The organism is Chitinophaga sp. 10T418 (assembly GCF_056394125.1).
On sequence record NZ_JBFTHG010000016.1, the window covers coordinates 111549 to 130599 of the forward strand.

Below are 19051 nucleotides of genomic sequence, written 5' to 3' on the forward strand. Positions count from 1 at the left end.
GGTGCCAACACTATAAAGCGGGCGGCGGGTTACCGGGCAATGTAAAGTAGACGGCATCTGCGCGGGCGCTGGCTCCCGTTGTATTATTATAATTACGAACATACCCGGTTGTACCAGCGGCAAAATTATATTTACCTAAAAACACCCAACCGGAACTTCCCGTTGTGTAATTTATATATTTGGTGGTGGTGCCACCTGCATATTTAATAACAATTTTGGCATTGGGATCGGAAGAGGGATTAACTACTTTGTAGATATACACGTCATTATATGCTGCATTTGGCATATTGGGCTGCCATTGTGCATATGCTGCCCCATCTGTACTGTACCTGGTACCGCTGGCCTGATAACCGGGCAGACTGCTGTTTACCCAATGACCGGATTCGGAATAACCGGCATCCGTATTGTCAATCACTAAGCTCCATTCCTCAGGTATACCAAACTGTTTGTTATACAATTGCACATCGTCTACTTTAAGGGTCTCTCCGTCCGGACCATTGATAGAAAAGCCGATAACAGCCTGGTTGGAGGTAACGACAATATTGTCCAAAGCAATTTTTGTCCACTCGGATGAAGTGGGGATATCCACATACTTTTCTGTGCCCCCTGTATTCAACGCGCGCATTCTGGCACTGACCATACCAGGCGTTTTTTTCACCCTGGCAGTTAAACGATAGGTGCCATTAGGAATATAGTTTAATAACTGTTTGGTGGTTATTTCAGGTACGCTTGCTTTAGCATCCATCTGCAGATAACCATTTCCCACATAGGCGTTACCATCAAAAACCACCCTTACACCGTCTGTAGTATTGTTGTTATAGATACCATCATAAACAACCCAGTTTATGACCTGCTCTGAAGCTGCCCCGCCAAATTCAAAACTATTGTTCCCGATTAAATTGGCAGATATCGKTTTGTTATAATAATGAAAATAATCCACCTTCATGCTGGCGCCGGGGCCTGGTTGTCCGCCGGTAGACCACTTATTGTTGGCCAGCGCAGATAACCAAACTTCCKTAGCGGCATATGCAGGTGTTACATGAGAGAACCGAAAGCGCTCTATACCATTTATGTAATAAATGACCGTATTGGGTAGCCATTCAAAGCCAACATTTATCCAATCATCCAGATTCATATAGCTGGCATCATAACGATTAAAAGCATTGCTGGTAGATTCGGAAACTTTGCTTAACCAGAAATTGGTTTTTCCGTAGTTCATGGCCGCATCAAGCTCTATGGCATCTATTTCAATCATTTGATTGTCTGTGGGAACCAAATCCTGTTTAGCGGCTTCTTTATACTCGGTTCCAAGCGTTTGTCCCGTAAAAAGACCCAGCCCATGCGTCCAAAAAGACTCGTGAAGCCCTGTAGCACCGTTATAGAATTTAATGCGTGCCTCGTAATAACCGTAACCGAATGCTTTTGTACTGATGGTTCCTCCTCCACTGAGATCATTAATGCCATCGTTATTCCAATCCACATCATTGCGATACGCAATATTGAGATAGCCAATGCCATCCTGCGTCACTACCGAAACATTCTCCCGCCTATCATAACCTCCGGCGTAGTTTCTGGTTTCCCTGTAGTACCATGCAGATGGATTCAATGCATTGCTATTAAACTCCTCTGCATAGGCCAGCGTGTAACCTGCAGGGACAGGCGTACCCAAAACTGACTGCGTGGTAACTTTAGCATTACCATTCAACGGTGGTGCATTCTCTGAAGTTAAAAATTCTCTTTTACAAGAAATTGTAAGCAATGCCAGGATTGCTAAAGTGGATAAAGGAAAATTTTTCATAATCGTGGGATTTAAATACTACGATATAAACACATCGTAGTGGTGAACGAATAGGAAATATTTAGGGCAAAAGAAGATGAGCATCTGGTGGTGTTATGGCGATAGCATCTGCAATTGTATTCCGGCCCGGTGTATTTGAATAATTACGGATATAGTTTGTCTCTCCCTTGTTAAGTTTATAAGTACCCAGCAATACCCAGCCCGACTTGCCAACAGAATAATCCAGGTATTTTGTTGCTATACCATCTGCATGTTTAATTTCTATTCTGGCATTGTTGTCGGCATCTTTTGCAACTGGCTTATAGATATATACTTCATATTTGTCTGTAGCCGGTATGCGGGGGATCCATTGCGCATAAATATCCGGACTACTTTTAGAAAAACGTACAGAACTACCGTTATAACCTTTTATCGCATTCCCCCAAATGCCGCCTTCCTTTGGACTAAAATTGACGCTTCCCCGCCAGGTGCCTGATTCAGTGTACCCGGGCTCCAATTCCTGCAGCAATATGGGAAACGGTTTGTTGGGGTTAGGGGCCGACTTATCATACAGTTCTACATTATCCACTTTAAGCCATTCACCATCTGCACCAGATGTTGTAAAGCCTACAAGCGCACTGTTTGAACTGACAATGATATTATCCAGTGTAATTTTGGTCCAGGTATCAGCCGCAGGAATATTTACAGCTATTTCAGCAGCGCCGGTATTGGAGGCATTCATCGTCGCTTTTTTCATACCCCGCGATCTCTTTACCCAGGCAGTTAATTTATAGCTGCCATTCGGTATATAACTCATGCTGTACCTGGTGGAAATATAAGGAACGGCAGACTTACCATCCTGCTGCAGGTAGCCTTTCCCTTCGAAGGCGGTACCATCATACACTACACGGCTGCCATCGGTTTTCTCGTTGTTATAAATACCATCGTATACGATCCAGTTATTTACTGATTCAGAAGGTTTACCATCAAATTCAAAACTATAGTTCCCTATCAGGTTAGCATAGAGCGGCTTATTGTAATACCTGAAATAATCTACTTTCATACTTGCATTCGGCAAAGGCTCCCCTTTAAACCAAAGAGTATTCGCGAGGGCGCTCAACCAAACCTCCATAGCCGCATAAGCCGGCGTAGTATACGAATAGCGGTAGCGTTCCACACCATCTATGTAATACTTTATCATTCCGGGTAACCATTCAAAACCTACATTGATCCACTCATCCAGGTTCATATAAGAAGAATCAAACCGGTTAAAAGCTGCGGCGGAAGATTCTGCAGGGCAATCACAAGGCTTTTTGTTGAACCAAAAATTTGTTTTTCCATAACTAATGTACGAATCCAGTTCAATGGCATCGATTTCAGTGGTAACATTATTCATAGGAAGCTTATCCCGTTTTGCCGCTTCATTATATACGGTATCACCTGTTTCATTTGTACTAATGCCCAACCCGTGCGTCCAAAAAGATTCATGTAAACCTTTAGATCCTTTATAAAATTTAATACGTGCTTCATAGTAACCATATCCAAAGGTTTTCGTGGATATCACACCTCCCCCGCTGAGGTCAGGAACGCCATCCCCATCATAGTCTTTATCCTTTTTGTAAGCAATATTAAGGTAGCCAATACCATCCGTGGTAACCACTGAAACATTCTCCCGGCGATTAAACCCACCGGCATGTTTACGTGCTATATGTCTGTAATACCAGTCGGCTGTATTCAATGAATTATTATTGAAATTTTCTTCATAAGCAAGTTTATAGCCTGGAGGTATAGCCGTTAATGGTTGCAAATGGGTCGTTTTGGAATTACCGGATATTCGTGAAATGTTTGCATTCTGGGCAAAAACTTTTCCTGATTGAGCCATTACTCCACTAATTGGCAAAGCACATAGCAAGAGCCGAAATTTTATTTTCATTTGGTTGTGCATAAAATGGATATAGAATAAACCTAATTTTTACATACTGAAATTGACAGTGCGGACTCGCCTTTATATGAATCAGGCGCTTTCCTTCATAACGGATTTTATAATTTCCCGAGTGCGGTACTCACATTCAAAATTAATCTAAAGGTGCACTGATTCATCTTTTCACGATTTTTTTGCAGCGGGAACGTTCCCGCTGTTTCATGTATCAGATGTCACACAACGCATTAATATAAATATCTCTGATACGAATCTTATCAGACATTTTTTCATTTTAAATAGTGACAACCAAAATCCACGCATCATGAAATATTATCCAACATGAGAGAATGCTAATGCAACAAAAAACCGCTTCGTGTACTATACGAAGCGGCGGACAGGTTATTATCCAAATTAAAAAAGGTGGCAGCGGGGAAGTCGTAATTACAGCTACATCACCAAATCTTAAGGCGGCATCTGCAAGAATTTATTTGGAATCTGTTCTTGTGCAGAATACCGGATATTAGTAGCATGGTTGATAAATGAGATTGTAAAAACCATGCTATCACCCGGAAGTAGTTATTGCAATAAAGCATTTTACTTTGAAATCGTCGCAAGGTATTGCGATGACTACAAAGTAAAATATAAAGATGAAATTTATTAAACTACTGATGGTAGTAATGCCTTGTTCTCCCTTGTTTTACTTCAACGTCAGGATCACGGCGCTGCATGCCGGTACTTTCAGCTTGCAGAGATTTTTCGATACATAAGCTTCTTCTATTTCCTTAGGCTCCCAGGTGCCATCGTTCTTCACTGCGCTGCCTCCCAGGGTAACATTCGATACGTTATCAGGTGAAGGTGCCGTGAGTCTTAGCAGTGTTGCCTTACTGAAGGCGGTATGTGTGCTGATGGTCACAAATCCTGCCTTATTCAGATCTTTATTGATGACCGTCACTATTATGGCATTATCCGGCTGCAGCACAGCGTGGCAGGTAAGATTAATAATACTATCGGCTTTGAGGGCTGATGGCAGCAGGCGACCTTTGGAACCCTGTGCGAATGCCAGCATTCCATAGTATAGCGGACGCCCGCTGAAAAGATCCTGACTACGTGTGATAGGCGTATAGCTTGCGCCACCTGTATGAAAGTTAACGCCGCCACACCCTTTTTTGGCGAGTTCGAACATCATGTCCAGGCCCCAAAGGGCGGAACCAAAGGTGTTGCTTACACCGACTTTGCCACCGCCGTATACGGAATTAATTTCTGAAAAACGCCAGGGTATGTCCATTTTACTGGCATTCACCGTCATCGCATCCGCCTGGCCCAATACATCCGTATTGTTTTTGAGGAGTGCCTCAATTGTTACAGTTGGGTCTTCTGCTGGCCCAAGTTTGTAATAATGCTTGGAAAGCAATACCAGTTTACCGCTTTGGTCAGTGACAAAAGGATTTACCCACGCGGTGATATTTGGTGTGGAAGTTCCCGGACCTGTAAGCGGAGCGTCAGGCACTAATTCCAGGATCTTATCCCTGTGTGCATTGTATTCCACCAGGAACTGCGGGTACTTGTAATTAGAGGGGCGAGTACCATCGTGATTAAAGCCATTGGGCTCGTTACCAATTTCAAAGCCCAACAGTGCATCTCTGTGCTTATCGCAAACGTATTTGGCTTCAGATGCTGACTCCTGCGGCAAGCCATTCCCAAGGTTCATTCCCAGCAGCACTTTGTATCCGCAGGCGCGTGCGAAATTGAAGAGGTTGTCCAACTGCCAGCCATTCATAGACACTGTACCCGGTACCGGTTTACCGGCAGGGCCTATCCAGCGAATGCCATCCACTACGTGGCCGCCGGTACGGATCACACCGGGACCGAGCGCTTTTAGCAGGTTCACGAATCCGGTGTTCGCAGGGTTCAGATAATCTCCGTTAGCAAGGCCTTCTGCGGAAAAACTAAAACCAGTAAACCTGGTGGGAATAGGTATACCGGGATCCGCCGCGTCAAGATCTACGTTAACGAGGATGCCTTCCGGGACAGGTTCGGGAGGGCCAGGCGCTTCCTGCGATTTAATGGGCTTCGAACAAGCTGATAGCAATGCGATAAAGGCGAAAACGCATACGACAAGTACCACTTTTACTGATGTTTCGGAATGGGAAATCTTGCTTCTTTTCATAGGATATGTTTAAAAAATACCTGCAGGTGGTGAAATTAGTTGCATTCAATGCGAAACTATATTAATATTTAAGCTGTGCCAACCCCGTCGGTAGTTTTTAATGATTATCAACCGGGATCGGTTGCACAATAGTATCCACTCCATTATTTTAGATTTGTTACCTTTAAAGCAATTATGGATTTTAGATCGCGGAGACACTTATTTTCACTGTTGAATGTAGACTATGTTCAGCTTAACCGGCGATGGAATTATAAAAATATCATCAGTCCTTACTACCGCCTGTATTATATTGACGAAGGGGATGGAATTTTATCCAATGAGCATACCCGGTTGATCCTTGAACCAGGCTACATTTATATAGTTCCCTGTTTTACACCATGCAACCTGTACTGCCCGGAATACCTGAGCCAATATTTCATTCAGTTCTTCGAAGAATCGCCAGATGGGAGCTCTTTGTTCCGTCACAATCGCACCTTGATGAAGGTACCCGCTACAGACATGGATATAATCCTTTTTAAAAAGATGCTGACACTCAATCCAGGTAGAGGTATCAATCGTTCAGACAATCCAAAGGTGTATGAGAAGAATTACTACTATCGGGAGTACCTTGAAATGAATGCCCACCAAACATCATCAATGTACTATGAAACGCAGGGAATACTGCTGCAATTGTTATCCCGATTCATGACTGACCCTGAATTTCCGGATGAAAATACAGAGCCCATTCCTCAGAAAGTAATAGATACCATTTCCTACATCCAAATGAATTTAGGTGCACCACTCACGATTGCATTTCTTGCACAAAGAGTCAATCAGCACGTTGACTATTTCTCCCGGCAGTTTCTCCAGCATACAGGAGAAAGACCACTGACCTATATACAGACAAGGCGCATTGAACGGGCACAGTATCTCATCTCCACTACCGACTTACCCTACATTGAAATAGCGTCCGAAATAGGATTTGTTAATATATCTCACTTTTCCAGGGTGTTTAAAAAAATAACCCAGCTCACTCCGGGCGCATACAGAAAAAGAAGTCAGTGCTATTGACTACAACATTAGCCCTGCTGTCAGAAAAAGCTGCAATCGATTTACAATAATTCCATAAAAAAGAAATCGATACTAATCCCCGTAAATATAACGCTGTCGCCAGAAAACCTGCAATCGATTTATATTCAGCAACTCCAAAAAACTGGTCGGATCTATACAAAAGAAAGTCTTTATTAGAAAAAGGAACGCTCCTGCAAGTAACTAACTTTATGGGTAGTCGACTTTTTACATAGCAAACAACACAGAGGCGCCTGGGCTTTCTGAATTCATTTTATTCAGGGCTGATTAATATATGGATCGAAGACAATAAATGGCAGTTGCGCCGGCAAAAAGCCAGCGACAACTGCTATCATAGGATAGAATAGGCTCATTGGATTTCAGGCATTATAACGACACCCCTCTTTTCCAGGGAATAAAATCATCCTGACCGTTCAACACGGATTTTGCGGTAATGGTTCCGCTGGCCACCTGTATAACGTAGTCGAATATACGTTCTCCTGCAGCGACAATTGTTTCTTCTCCGTCTATAATAGTACCGGTATTGATATCAATAATATCATTCATGCGCTGGTACAGCGTTGTATTACTTGATAGTTTGATCACGGGCGCAACGGGGTTGCCGGTAGGCGTTCCCAACCCGGTGGTAAACAGTACAATATTAGCACCACTGCCCACAACGGCGGTGGTGGATTCCACATCATTGCCGGGTGTACACAACAGGTTCAATCCAGGTTGTTGCACTTTTTCCGGGTAGTCCAATACGGCCACCACCGGTGAGGTACCACCTTTTTTAGCAGCACCGGCAGATTTGATCGCGTCTGTAATGAGGCCATCTTTAATATTTCCGGGAGATGGATTCATATCAAATCCGGAGCCTGCTTCTTCTGCGCGTTGCTGGTAAGTGCGCATAAGCTGAATAAAACGGGTGGCATCCGGTTCCTTACAGCAACGGTCACTTATCTCCTGCTCTACACCACATAATTCAGGAAACTCCGCCAGTACAACGGAGCCTCCCAATGCTACCAACAGATCAGAAGTGTAACCGATGGCGGGATTGGCGGAGATACCGGAGAATCCGTCAGAACCACCACATTCCAGTCCTATGATAAGTTTACTCAACGGAGCTGGCTCACGGGTACATGCATTGGCGGTCATCAAACCGGCAAAGGTTTGCCGGATGGCTTGAGGGATCAATGCACTTTCCACACCGGTTTGTTGCTGATCTAATATATAAAGTGGTTTCGAAAAACCAGGATCTCGTTTTTTAATTTCCTCCTGTAACATGCTTATCTGCGCATTCTGACACCCCAGACTGAGTACCGTGGCACCGGCTACGTTAGCATGGGTAATATATCCTGCCAGCAAGCCACAGAGCGCCTGCGCATCCTGCCGTATGCCTCCGCAACCACCTTCATGTGTCAGGAATTTGATGCCATCCACGTTTTCAAAAATACGGGTACTCCCAGGCCCCGTTGCATCTTCGGTATATGTTGTTTCCAGAATAGTAGCGGTTGTAGCACTCTTAGAATGCTGAGCTGCCAGCAAGCGGGTAAAGTCGGTATATTTTTCCGGACGACTATAACCCAGTGGAGATAGCAAGGCCTCTTTCAACACTTCTATATTCCTGTTTTCACAAAATACCAGCGGTATTACCAGCCAGTAGTTAGCCGTACCTACACTTCCATCTGCGCGGTGATACCCCATGAACGTTTTCTGCTGCCACCGCGAGATATCCGGCTTCTGCCATGCTGTTTTCCGCTGTGCAGCCAATTCATACCCACTGGCCGCATGGTGTACATTTTCAACAGCAATCCTGCTGCCTTCAGCAATGTACGTCTGCGCACGTCCTACGAGCACACCATACATGATGAGCGCATCTCCTTTCTCAAAAGCAATCGCTGTAAATTTATGTTTGGCAGGAATACGTTCCCGCAACGTATATACGGCACCGTTATATTGTACCTTATCTTCTTTCTCCAGATCCTGCAATGCCACCAGTACGTTATCCTGTGGGTGCACTTTTAATACTTTCTGCTTCATACGGTTCTCCTTCAAAAAGTCTATGATATTTTTATTAATGCTGCGACCCGGTCCAGGTAAGCTGCAACACCTTTTTCCTCCAATGCTTTCAGCATTACCGTCACCATCTGCGTAAAGCCGGGAAGAGAAGTGAGATCATGCCCCCATAAGTTTTCGTTACTGAGTATATTTTCAACCACAGTATCCAACGGATACTGCAGCCATTGTTCCCGGTACCAACCGGCATATTCATCTGAGATGACGTAGGTGATATTCCCCCGCATAAACAGTAGGTGCGCCGCAAATCCCAGGGAAATCAATGCCGGTATCTCTGTCTTGCGCTGGTAGTAAGCTAACAATGCGGGTACCACCCGCAATTTTAATTTAGCAGTATACTGCGTGCAGATACTCAGCCAGCGATGTTCGATATAGGGATTACGGAAACGGTCCAGCACCGAGTTAGCAAAACAGATAGCGGCATCCTGAGATATATGCTCATCCGTTATAGCAGGAATGATTTCCTGCATCATCAGTGCTTCTATATAAGCAGCCATAGACACCTGGTTCATAGCTTCATTCACCGTGCCTAAACCTGCCAAAAAAGCCAGTCCGCAACTGAGGGTATGTGTGCCATTGAGCAAACGCAACTTAAGCTCCCGGAACACGTTTATTTCCGGCGACAATATAACACCGGCATCTGCTTCACTAAAAGACAATACCTGCTTCACCTGTTCACTATCTGTTTCGATCGCCCATAAACGATACACTTCTGTCATGATCATCAGGCTATCTTCATACCCTGTATTGGCAGTGGCAGCTCCCGGCACAATACAATCTACCAGCGAATTACAACAGGGATTACTTTTATTCAGCCAGTCCGTAAACCCTGGCCCCAGCCGATTAAAAACAGCTAGCTGCAAGAGTATTTCTTTCAGCCTGCTGCCATTATCCGGTATCAGTTCAGTAGGCACTATCACCATACCTTTATCTGCCGCACCATTGAAATGCAAATAGCGTTGGTGTAAAAAGGCCAGCAGCTTGGCTGGAAAAGAGACCGGCGGCATAGCATAAATACTTTCCTCCACGTATACTATCCCCACTTCAGTTGTATTGGAAATAACTACCTGCATATCAGGATTGGTGGCACAGGCCAGTACCTGTTCCCATTGGGTAGCAGCGTTCAATACCCTGCTGATGGAAGCGTTGATAATATCTACGGAAATCTTTTGCTCACCTTCAATACCGCGTACACACTGTGTATAAAGATGGTCCTGCTCCTCAAAAGCAGCAGTATTGCCATGATCAGTCGATTTCACCACCACAATCCGCCCATTAAAGTAGCCTTGTTTATTGGCTTTATCAATGAGCGCATCAGGCAAGCCTCTCAGCAGCACGCCGGTACCAAACTGCAGCACCTTTTCCGGCAGCTCAAAACAACCATTTGCCGGCAGCAACAGCGAATCACTTTCACGCAGCCCTGCCAGTGTTTCTTTAGATAGTTTTATGCCCATTTCTTTTATTTACTATTTCCATTTCATTGCAGCTAACAGCGCATGAATAATGCAGGAATTTTCACCAAGCGTTAATCAAGCATAACCATCGCTTTGATCACCTGTGTTTCCGGTTTCAGCCAGCTTTCAAAATCGCCTATGACATTTGCAAATGGTGCACGATGTGTAATGTAAGTTTTAGGATCAACCTCTCCTTTTTTCATAGCAGCTATCACATGCTCAAAGTCCTGCCGTGTTGCATTACGGCTGCTCATCAAGGTGGATTCACGTTTATGAAATTCCGGATGACTAAGACTAAAGGCTTCTTTTTGTAAGCCAATAAGTACATAACAACCTCCATGGGCCAGGTAGCTCACGCCACCATTGATGGCGTTCAGATTCCCGGTGGCATCTATCACTACAGACGCCATATCGCCATTCGTTAGGGTCCGCAATTGTTCCTCCGCATTTTCCTGCAAGGGATTGATGGTATGTTCAACACCAATTTGCTGGCGACAGAATAACAGACGATCCTCACTTATATCCATCGCAATTACCCGGCCTCCTGCAATTCGGGCAAACTCCATGGTGCCAATACCGATAGGACCTGCTCCTATAACCAGTACAAAATCTCCCTTTTCCACTCCTGCCCTTCTGATACCATGTGCACCAATAGCCAGCGGCTCCACCAATGCCAGTTCATCGTAAGTAAGGTCTTCTCCATGCACCAGCGAGTAGGAAGGTACCTGTACATATTCAGACATTCCGCCGTCGATATGCACACCAAAAACCTGTATACTTACACAACAGTTGGGCTTACCCGAACGGCAGGCAATACAATGACCACAATTAAAATAAGGTATAAACGTCACCATCTCCCCTATACTAAATCCAGGTGCATTGTCACATTCCACCAGGGTGCCAGACAGCTCATGACCCAGTATCCGGGGATAGCTAAAATAAGGCTGCGTACCCCGGTACGCATGTAAGTCAGTACCACATATGCCAATGCGTTTTATCTGAATGATGGCGTGATCTTTTTTTAATACAGGATGTTCAGCAGTGCCCCGGATAAAGTGTCCCGGGGAAATACATATCAATGTTCTCATGATTTATATTTTCAAATAAGTTCTTCTGCTTTCAAGGCATTCCAAAAAGGCTGGTCAATTATCTTTGTAGCCAGTGCTATATTATCTTTTACTTTGGATGCTTTGGACGTGCTTAAAGCAATACTCGTAACACCAGGTGCATTCAGTCCGTACTGCACACAGGCATGGGCTGGCGGTACATTATGTTGTGTACATATTTCAAAAAAGCGTTTCCGCCATTGCAAAAGGTGGCTATGTTCAGGATTATCTTCGCTCACCAACTTGTAGTTATAGTAATCACCGCCGGTCAGAAAACCTCCGTTAAATACGGCTGAATTGATAATCTGAATATTTTCGGCCTTCAATTCCTGCATGTATTCCAGCAGGTGTTCAGGATGTGAATGAAGGGTCATACTGTTGGCAATCATTACCCAATCCAGCTGAAGATGTTGGGTAATCAACTGCACAGTTCTCCAGTCTTTGGCCCCCACTCCTACGGCCTTTACTTTTCCTTGCTTTTTAAGATCAAACAATGCCTGGTAGGCTTCTTTGATATGTCCAAACCGGGTCTTCCTGTCGCTTTCACTGGTGGCGACATGCAGGTATTCATCCGGGTCATGTACAGACACCAATGACGCATGATAACCATTTAACAGCTGGTTGCCCTGTTCAAAACACTCCAGGATGCCGTTGTAGCTGATCCTTTGTTCTGCATCGAATTGAATGTGCTTCCATACACCTGGTTCAAATGTGGGTTCCGCGGTTCTGAGTGGTATACGATACCAGCCAAGTTTGTTGCTGATCAGTACATCATCGGGCTTTACCTGCAGCTGTGCCAAACACCGGCCTAACGATTCAAGCGCCAGTCCGGCCCCGTACTTCCCGGCGGTATCAAATACAGCCGGCGCTACAGAATGGAGCATACATTGCCTCACAATAGCCAGTTTATCAGCTTCATCGGGCGCTACATAAAGGTTACCCAACCCACTGGTTCCAAATATAATTTTAGGAAGATTGATTGTACTCATGAATGTTTATTCATTCTTTTTGCTGATTATTTACACAACCTATGCAATGGCAGATTCCTTACCGGAGCGGCAGTTCTTTTCCTCAATTATGTCAACGACTTTCGTTTAGCCCGAATATCTTGTCCATCATCATCCATTTTTCTCCTTCTCTGGCCCAGGGTAATGGCTGCTGAAACTTCGACATCAACTGCTCCCACTCCTGTACTTTTGGATTGGCGGCATCCATCTCCGATTTCTTTTCAAAAGAGAAATGCTCGTTAGTTTCCATAATCATAAACAAGCGGTTGCCAGTACGGTATATTTCCATATTGGAGATACCTGCGCCTTCGATGCTTTGTTTAATTTCAGGCCAACCATTTCCTGCCCGGTGCCAATGTTCATATTCTTCAATGAGCGCTGGATCATCCTTGAGATCGAGCGCCAGGGTATATCTTTTCATCATTAATTAACAGATGTTGCCTGGGTTTGAAAATCTGATGCGTGTATTTGATGCCCTTTGTAACCAAATATGGCGATTACAACAAAGCAAATAAGAGGTACGATGTAGCCGTGCTGAATGTTGCCGGTAGCATCACTGATGTAACCGAAGATGCGTGGTAATACAGCGCCTCCAACAATAGACATGATAATGAGGCTACTGCCGTATTGGGTATCAGCCCCGAGGTTCTTAATACCTAAGGCAAAAATCGTGGGGAACATCACCGACATAAAAAAGCATATACCAATAACAGCATATACCGTTATTATGCCCGTGCCGAAGATGGCAATAGTGCATAACAACACATTTATAACGGCATACAGGAACAATAGTGCAGGCGGTTTTATTTTTTGCATAAGTACGGTGCCCGCAAAGCGGCCCACCAGAAAGGCTATCCCGCAAACACCGAGATAGTCTGCCGCCTTTACTTCTGAAATCCCCGCCGACCTTGTGGCATATAAAATAAAAAGACTGAATACCGATACCTGTGCTCCGACATAAAAAAACTGAGCTACTGTGCCCCAAGCCAGATGCTTATGCCGGAGGGCATGGAACACACTTTTGCTGGATGACCCGGCATCTTTATCGGCGGTAATAACCGGCAATTTGATAACCAAAAAAATGACCGCAATGATGATTAAAAGAATACCCAGCACAGTGTAAGGCATCTTAACTGTTGCAGCTTCGGCGGCCAGCGCTGTTTTTCTGACAGCATCAGACATAGCGTTCAACTCTTCCGCTGTATGGCCTTTTGTAAGAATGATCCTTGCTCCAATGACCGGCGCTAATGCCGCAGCCAACCCATTGAACGACTGAGCGAAGTTGAGTCGCTGTGCCCCTGTTTCCGGATTTCCTAATACGGTGGCATAAGGATTAGCGGCTGTTTCCAGGATGGTAAGTCCGCAGGCAATGACAAATAAGGCAACCAGGAAAAAGTTATAGGACTGCATGTCTGCCGCAGGTATAAAAAGAAAACAGCCAATAGCAAAAAAGAGTAATCCGGTAATGATGCCTGCCTTATAACCTGCTTTCTTCATCAACAATCCAGCCGGGAGCGCCATAATAAAATAAGCGACAAAAACCGCTGAATCAACCAGGGTTGCCTGTGTGGTTGTTAATGTAAAAGATTTTTTAAGATGAGGGATCAGTATAGGATCCAGGTTGTGGGCAAATCCCCAGAGAAAAAACAATGACGTAATAAAACAAAACGCCAATAATGTACCTTGCTTGTTATTCATACCGAAATTATTGTGGAATAAAGATGAACACATACAAGTATTCGATGAACACCTGACTATCTTCTCTGCCAACAAAGTTAGCCGTCGCTATTCTTTTATGCTGCCATTAATAAGACTTTGTTTTATACAAATCCGACCATTTCTTCGCACTTTGAAACCAGGTGCTGCCCTTACTTTAACATTGAGGAGTGATATATCTGTAGTAAGTTGTCATTTCAAAGACCTTCATCATTTTACGGATTTTTGAAACGGGAACGTTCCCCGGATTGAGCCTAACATGGGTAGTATATACAACTACTATATATACTCCATAAACCTGGCAGAACTGATTTCTCTTTATATCAGGTAATCTTCAAACCCTGGTTGATAAGTTATAGCATGGGCGCTGAAGCCATCAACCTGTTCTCTTCCAGGAAACCAATCTTTCTTCTACCCGGGGCATTTATCAATGATCTAACTACTAAGCCTGAAAAGTCGATTGCATTAGTCCCATTGGGCTAAGCAAATAACATTTAGCCCAATATCAATGTGTCTAATGCACGTGCTGTCAATAACCTCAAAATCATTCCTTTGCTGCCAGATCTCCTTAATTTTCCGACCTGCTTCTTCTGGAGTAATTCTTATATATTTATAAAAATCCCGCAAACTCTTATGTCCACTAATTTTCATAATTAATTCAACAGGGGTACCTGCGAGAAATTCATTAGTACAAAAAGAGCGGCGACACGTATGAGAAGTAATCCAGCAGTGTTTTGGTTTAATAATCTCAATATCCTTGTTGCCTTTCTTGTAGGAAAACTTAATCATCTCTTTTATTCCGGCGAGCCTACCTATCTCCTTGATATTGACATTAAAATCAGGGTTACTTACAATAKGTACTTTTTTTCCAAACCTATTTATTAAGATTTCCCTTGCTTTATCCATAAGAGGAATTACTACCCAATGATCAGACTTTCCTTGCTTCTTGTAAAGCATGCCGTCCCGGATATCTTCAGGTTTAATAATAGAATAGTCAGAAAATCTCAATCCTGTGAGACAGCCCAAGACAAATAAATCACGATAAAGTACCAGGTAAGGATATTCGGACAAATCTGTACAATATATCTGGTTAATCTCCTTCCGAGAAAGATATATGGCATCTGATGCTTCATCCAATATCTTGAAATCAGACAAGTCAATAGGGGCTATAATTTTGCGGCGAACCCGATCTTTTACAAAGATCCTTAACTGCTTTATTGTTTTTCCAATGGTGGCAAGCTTCAGGCCTTTTGTTACTCTTTTTCTTCTGGTTTGCTGATATTCATATGTGAGAAAATCCACAAATTGTTCATAAAAACTAAAATCCAGACTTTCAAATACTATGGGTTTTCCCTTGTATTGCTATGAACTTATCAGCGACTTCCGCGAAGTAGGAGATAATTTCAAGCAGATCCATCGTTATGGACAGCATATCCATGATGTAAATAAATATTTAAGCGAGTACTTCCCATGTTGGAATAAGCTCCATACATCCTTCTTAAATGCCCACTGAATAAGTTGAAAAAATATTCTCCTTTGTCGGAATACAGTCCCGGATTAATTGTACTGCTTTTATACATTAAAAATGTTATACTAGCGATTTATGAAACTTATCCAGATCCACAATAAATAAGTTCGAAACTTGTCCCCTCCACCCCGCAAAATCTCGAAGAAACCCGCACTAGTCGCAGGTTTTCTATTTTAAGTCGAGTATTTAGTCGAGTTCCGATTTAATTCTCTCTCATTTCTTTATCGTACCTTATTAAGGTTAACTATCGCTTACTAAGATTATTATTATTACAAATTCTTCCCCTCTCCCCTACCAGCAGTAATGTACAGTCAATTAGATTTGAAAAAAGTGTAAAATTTCATCTCGACTAAGTTTTGGGGAAACTTTTTTCCAGTATGATTTTTGGGTATCATTTTCTGAAGCGTTACTTGAAGAATTCGTATCTAAAACTATGTTTACTGTCTAGTAGGCTTAAATTGTGGCAATTACCTAATAGCTCCAATATTTACGCTATTGAAAGGCTGTATAGAATACCGTATCAATAAAGAAAAGTGTATTGGATTTCACGATAACATTTTCATCATGTATATCTTCAAGAATCAATCCTAACTCTTTATTATAATAATTGTTGGTAGGATGTCCATTCCTTAATGTATTTTCAAAACCATTGTATGCCAATAAATTTTTAACATCGGCCAAATCAACTGCATCATCAGATGTAACAAACGGCTGTTTTAACACGATGCAAAATGTATCTTCGATTTCAATAAATCCAAGAAAACTATAAGCTGTATTGGGGAAAAGAAGATTGTGAATCACGATACTGTTAAAGAACTCCAACCACGTAGCATAATAAATTCCATCATTTAATTTAATAACACTGTTAGTTTCTGCTTCAAAATAAACTTTGGATTCACCACCTCTGGCAAGATATTGGGATTCGTTTGGGATTTGCTTTATCGAAAGATTTTTTTCCGATGCGTAGGTTTTTAAGAATTCGACCTGCTCTTTTTTTGTGATTGCTTTACTTTCGAAATCTCTTTTAACCGTTGTACTTGTGCTAAAGCTTGCGCATAGGATATTCCTGGTTGTTGTGCAATTATCTGCTGCCCCCTCAATGATAACTCCATCAATGATATTTTTAAGTTTGCTTCTGGTATCATTAGTATCCATTTGAAGCAAAATTACTAAAAATCAAGGAAATTTTGGAAATTCATGTCGACCAAATTACACAATAAGCTGATTTTCAATATAATAAGAATATTCTTAACTAGATCTAATCGAAAAATTGATTCCTTTGAATTACAATTTTGTTTAAATAATTTCGTGAGCCAAACAAGGAAATTTTCTCCAGATCTACCACTAACAGGTTCGAACATTGTCCCCTCCACCCCGCAAAATCTCGAAGGAACCCGCTCAGTGAGCGGGTTTTTCTTTTATGGTCGATTAGTTAGTCGATTTCAGTTTAATTTTCCCCGGTCAGTCTCTGTTGTTTAACAGATCTCGTTGAATTCCACCTCCATACTAATGTCAGCATAGGTAACCGATACACTATGTACTAAATTTTAAATATACACTCATAAGCCACTTTACCTAAGTAATCAGTTCTTTTTTCTATTTCTTCCCTATCCCATTTCGTAGCATTAGCTACTATACCATCCGTAAATATCTTTGTCTGTCCAAATACTTTTTGCTTCATTACGAAGTCTTTATTCCCAAGACTTTCATTAGTTCTTTTGTCGATCAACATTAAATTACCTATTTGTCCAACAGGTACATCTACATTTTCATTCTTGGTTCTGGCGTTTTGCGCATGTATATGCTCAATTGTCATAAATTCATAATCAACAATTAAACCATGCTGGCTATAGTAGGAGTCAATTTTCGACAGCGTATAAAAAATTATCTTCTTCTGTTTAGTAAAGTCACTTGTAAATCTTAACTTTTTAAATCCTGCGTGAAATTCATCAACAGTTGGTATTTTTTCTCTCATTTTTTGCTTCAGTTCTCGTATGACTCTTGATTTTGCTGACTCCTCCTTGGCATTTGTTAATTTACGTGCATGTGAAGAATACATAGAGGCAATACCTCCAGATGACCTCTGAGAGGTGATCGCGGTAAACAGATAATGAAATTTCTCAATAGCTTCTAGAGCTTCTAGCGTCAGCTTATACTTTAATTTTCCACTTAAGTAGCCTCTTAAAACTGCCAATACCATAGGAGTTTGCTGTGTAACTCTAAAATTATTCAGATTGATAAGAATTTTCTTAATATCAATTTCATTCTTCTCCCATCTCCGAGACTCCGGATCAAAAATAGATTTATAGATCTCTGAGTCATTTACTAAAAGGTCTAGAAAAGTTTTAAACTCATATTTTTTAATCGTTAGCTTAAATTTTTTATATAGTGTTTTAACAGTGGTATGTTCATATTTGGAAAGCCAAACATGCAGCAAAAATGTATCAATATCAATTTCAGCGGAAATGCTATCAATATTCTCCCGTATCTGTTTCCATTTATCCTTTGGTAGATCTACCTGTCGATTGCTTACTTTAATAGATTTAATCAAATGATTTTTAACTAAATCACTTACATTCAAATCCTTACCTCGTGTATTTAACGTTTCAAAAATAATATAAGCATCATCTTCATCTACTACTTCAACTAAAATCACTTTTAATTTAAGCACTTTATCACGGATTTCACTTAAGCGTTCTTTGATGATGTCTAATACTTCATCTTTTTTAACATGCCTTAATTGTCTTATATAACTAATCTCCTCTTGAATTAATCTATTAATCAGCTCAAATGCGTTCTTCAAATTTATTTCCTCAGAATTATACTCTGCCTCAATATCTGGCACATCGTACTTTTGAATATGCTCTTGAAAATAAGGATAAGATGTTTCTGTCTGCAAAATAAAACGATGTTCACTATCTAAGCCAATTCGTTCTATTAGAGAATGTACTCCTCTTGCAAGGGGTTCTAATCCTTCCTTCCTATAAGCATTTCTTAAAGCACAAAGTATCATCGTAATTGTTGTTAACCTCTGCTGCCCATCAACAATGTCAAACACATCGATGTTACCCTTAAAAATCACCATGGGGCCGATAAAATAATCTGACTCACATTCAATAATAGTATCATTCCAGAAATCCACAATGTGATCCCACTCCCAGGAATAAGGTCTTTGAAAACGGGGCACATGATAGTACCCCGTTCCAAGAACATTTCTTATTTCTCTATCTAAGCAAGTAATTTTCATAC

General features: G+C 42.1%; 13 protein-coding genes. 1 reads left to right on the forward strand and 12 read right to left on the reverse strand.

Annotated elements, in window-relative coordinates:
- Positions 1-10: 10 nt before the first annotated feature.
- From AC1DCV_RS32105 to AC1DCV_RS32115, 3 genes are all read right to left on the reverse strand, one after another.
- Positions 11-1798, reverse strand: a complete 1788-nt coding sequence (locus AC1DCV_RS32105; RefSeq protein ID WP_477027013.1) for a golvesin C-terminal-like domain-containing protein — start codon at positions 1796-1798, stop codon at positions 11-13.
- 61 nt (positions 1799-1859) lie between these two features.
- Positions 1860-3584, reverse strand: a complete 1725-nt coding sequence (locus tag AC1DCV_RS32110; RefSeq protein WP_477027014.1) for a golvesin C-terminal-like domain-containing protein — start codon at positions 3582-3584, stop codon at positions 1860-1862.
- 811 nt (positions 3585-4395) lie between these two features.
- Positions 4396-5865 carry a glycosyl hydrolase family 79 C-terminal domain-containing protein gene (locus AC1DCV_RS32115; RefSeq protein WP_477027015.1) on the reverse strand — a complete coding sequence of 490 codons (1470 nt, stop codon included), beginning with the start codon at positions 5863-5865 and terminating at the stop codon, positions 4396-4398.
- Between the two features lie 174 nt (positions 5866-6039).
- Here AC1DCV_RS32115 and AC1DCV_RS32120 point away from each other — a divergent pair, with 174 nt between their 5' ends.
- Positions 6040-6915 (forward strand): helix-turn-helix domain-containing protein, encoded by an 876-nt coding sequence (locus AC1DCV_RS32120; protein ID WP_477027016.1) that lies wholly within the window; start codon positions 6040-6042, stop codon positions 6913-6915.
- Between the two features lie 384 nt (positions 6916-7299).
- On the opposite strand, the gene AC1DCV_RS32125 is transcribed toward AC1DCV_RS32120, so the two are convergent.
- The 9 genes from AC1DCV_RS32125 to AC1DCV_RS32165 form a co-directional block, all read right to left on the reverse strand.
- Positions 7300-8970, reverse strand: coding sequence for a UxaA family hydrolase (locus tag AC1DCV_RS32125; RefSeq protein ID WP_477027017.1), 1671 nt, complete (start codon positions 8968-8970; stop codon positions 7300-7302).
- Between the two features lie 5 nt (positions 8971-8975).
- Positions 8976-10445, reverse strand: coding sequence for a tagaturonate reductase (locus AC1DCV_RS32130; RefSeq protein WP_477027018.1), 1470 nt, complete (start codon positions 10443-10445; stop codon positions 8976-8978).
- A 71-nt stretch (positions 10446-10516) separates the two neighbouring features.
- Positions 10517-11533, reverse strand: coding sequence for a zinc-binding alcohol dehydrogenase family protein (locus AC1DCV_RS32135; RefSeq protein ID WP_477027019.1), 1017 nt, complete (start codon positions 11531-11533; stop codon positions 10517-10519).
- A gap of 11 nt (positions 11534-11544) precedes the next feature.
- Positions 11545-12540 (reverse strand): aldo/keto reductase, encoded by a 996-nt coding sequence (locus AC1DCV_RS32140; protein ID WP_477027020.1) that lies wholly within the window; start codon positions 12538-12540, stop codon positions 11545-11547.
- Positions 12541-12631: 91 nt separating this feature from the next.
- Positions 12632-12982 (reverse strand): L-rhamnose mutarotase, encoded by a 351-nt coding sequence (locus AC1DCV_RS32145; protein WP_477027021.1) that lies wholly within the window; start codon positions 12980-12982, stop codon positions 12632-12634.
- A complete protein-coding gene (gene fucP / locus AC1DCV_RS32150; protein WP_477027022.1) occupies positions 12982-14256 on the reverse strand; it encodes an L-fucose:H+ symporter permease in 1275 nt (424 codons plus the stop codon). The genes AC1DCV_RS32145 and fucP overlap by 1 nt, the downstream gene beginning before the upstream one ends.
- Before the next feature lie 483 nt (positions 14257-14739).
- A complete protein-coding gene (locus AC1DCV_RS32155; RefSeq protein ID WP_477027023.1) occupies positions 14740-15576 on the reverse strand; it encodes a tyrosine-type recombinase/integrase in 837 nt (278 codons plus the stop codon).
- 718 nt (positions 15577-16294) lie between these two features.
- Positions 16295-16957, reverse strand: a complete 663-nt coding sequence (locus tag AC1DCV_RS32160; RefSeq protein ID WP_477027024.1) for a putative polyvalent protein kinase domain-containing protein — start codon at positions 16955-16957, stop codon at positions 16295-16297.
- 385 nt (positions 16958-17342) lie between these two features.
- On the reverse strand, positions 17343-19049 hold the full coding sequence (locus AC1DCV_RS32165; protein WP_477027025.1) for a DUF262 domain-containing protein: 1707 nt from the start codon (positions 19047-19049) through the stop codon (positions 17343-17345).
- Positions 19050-19051 lie beyond the last annotated feature (2 nt).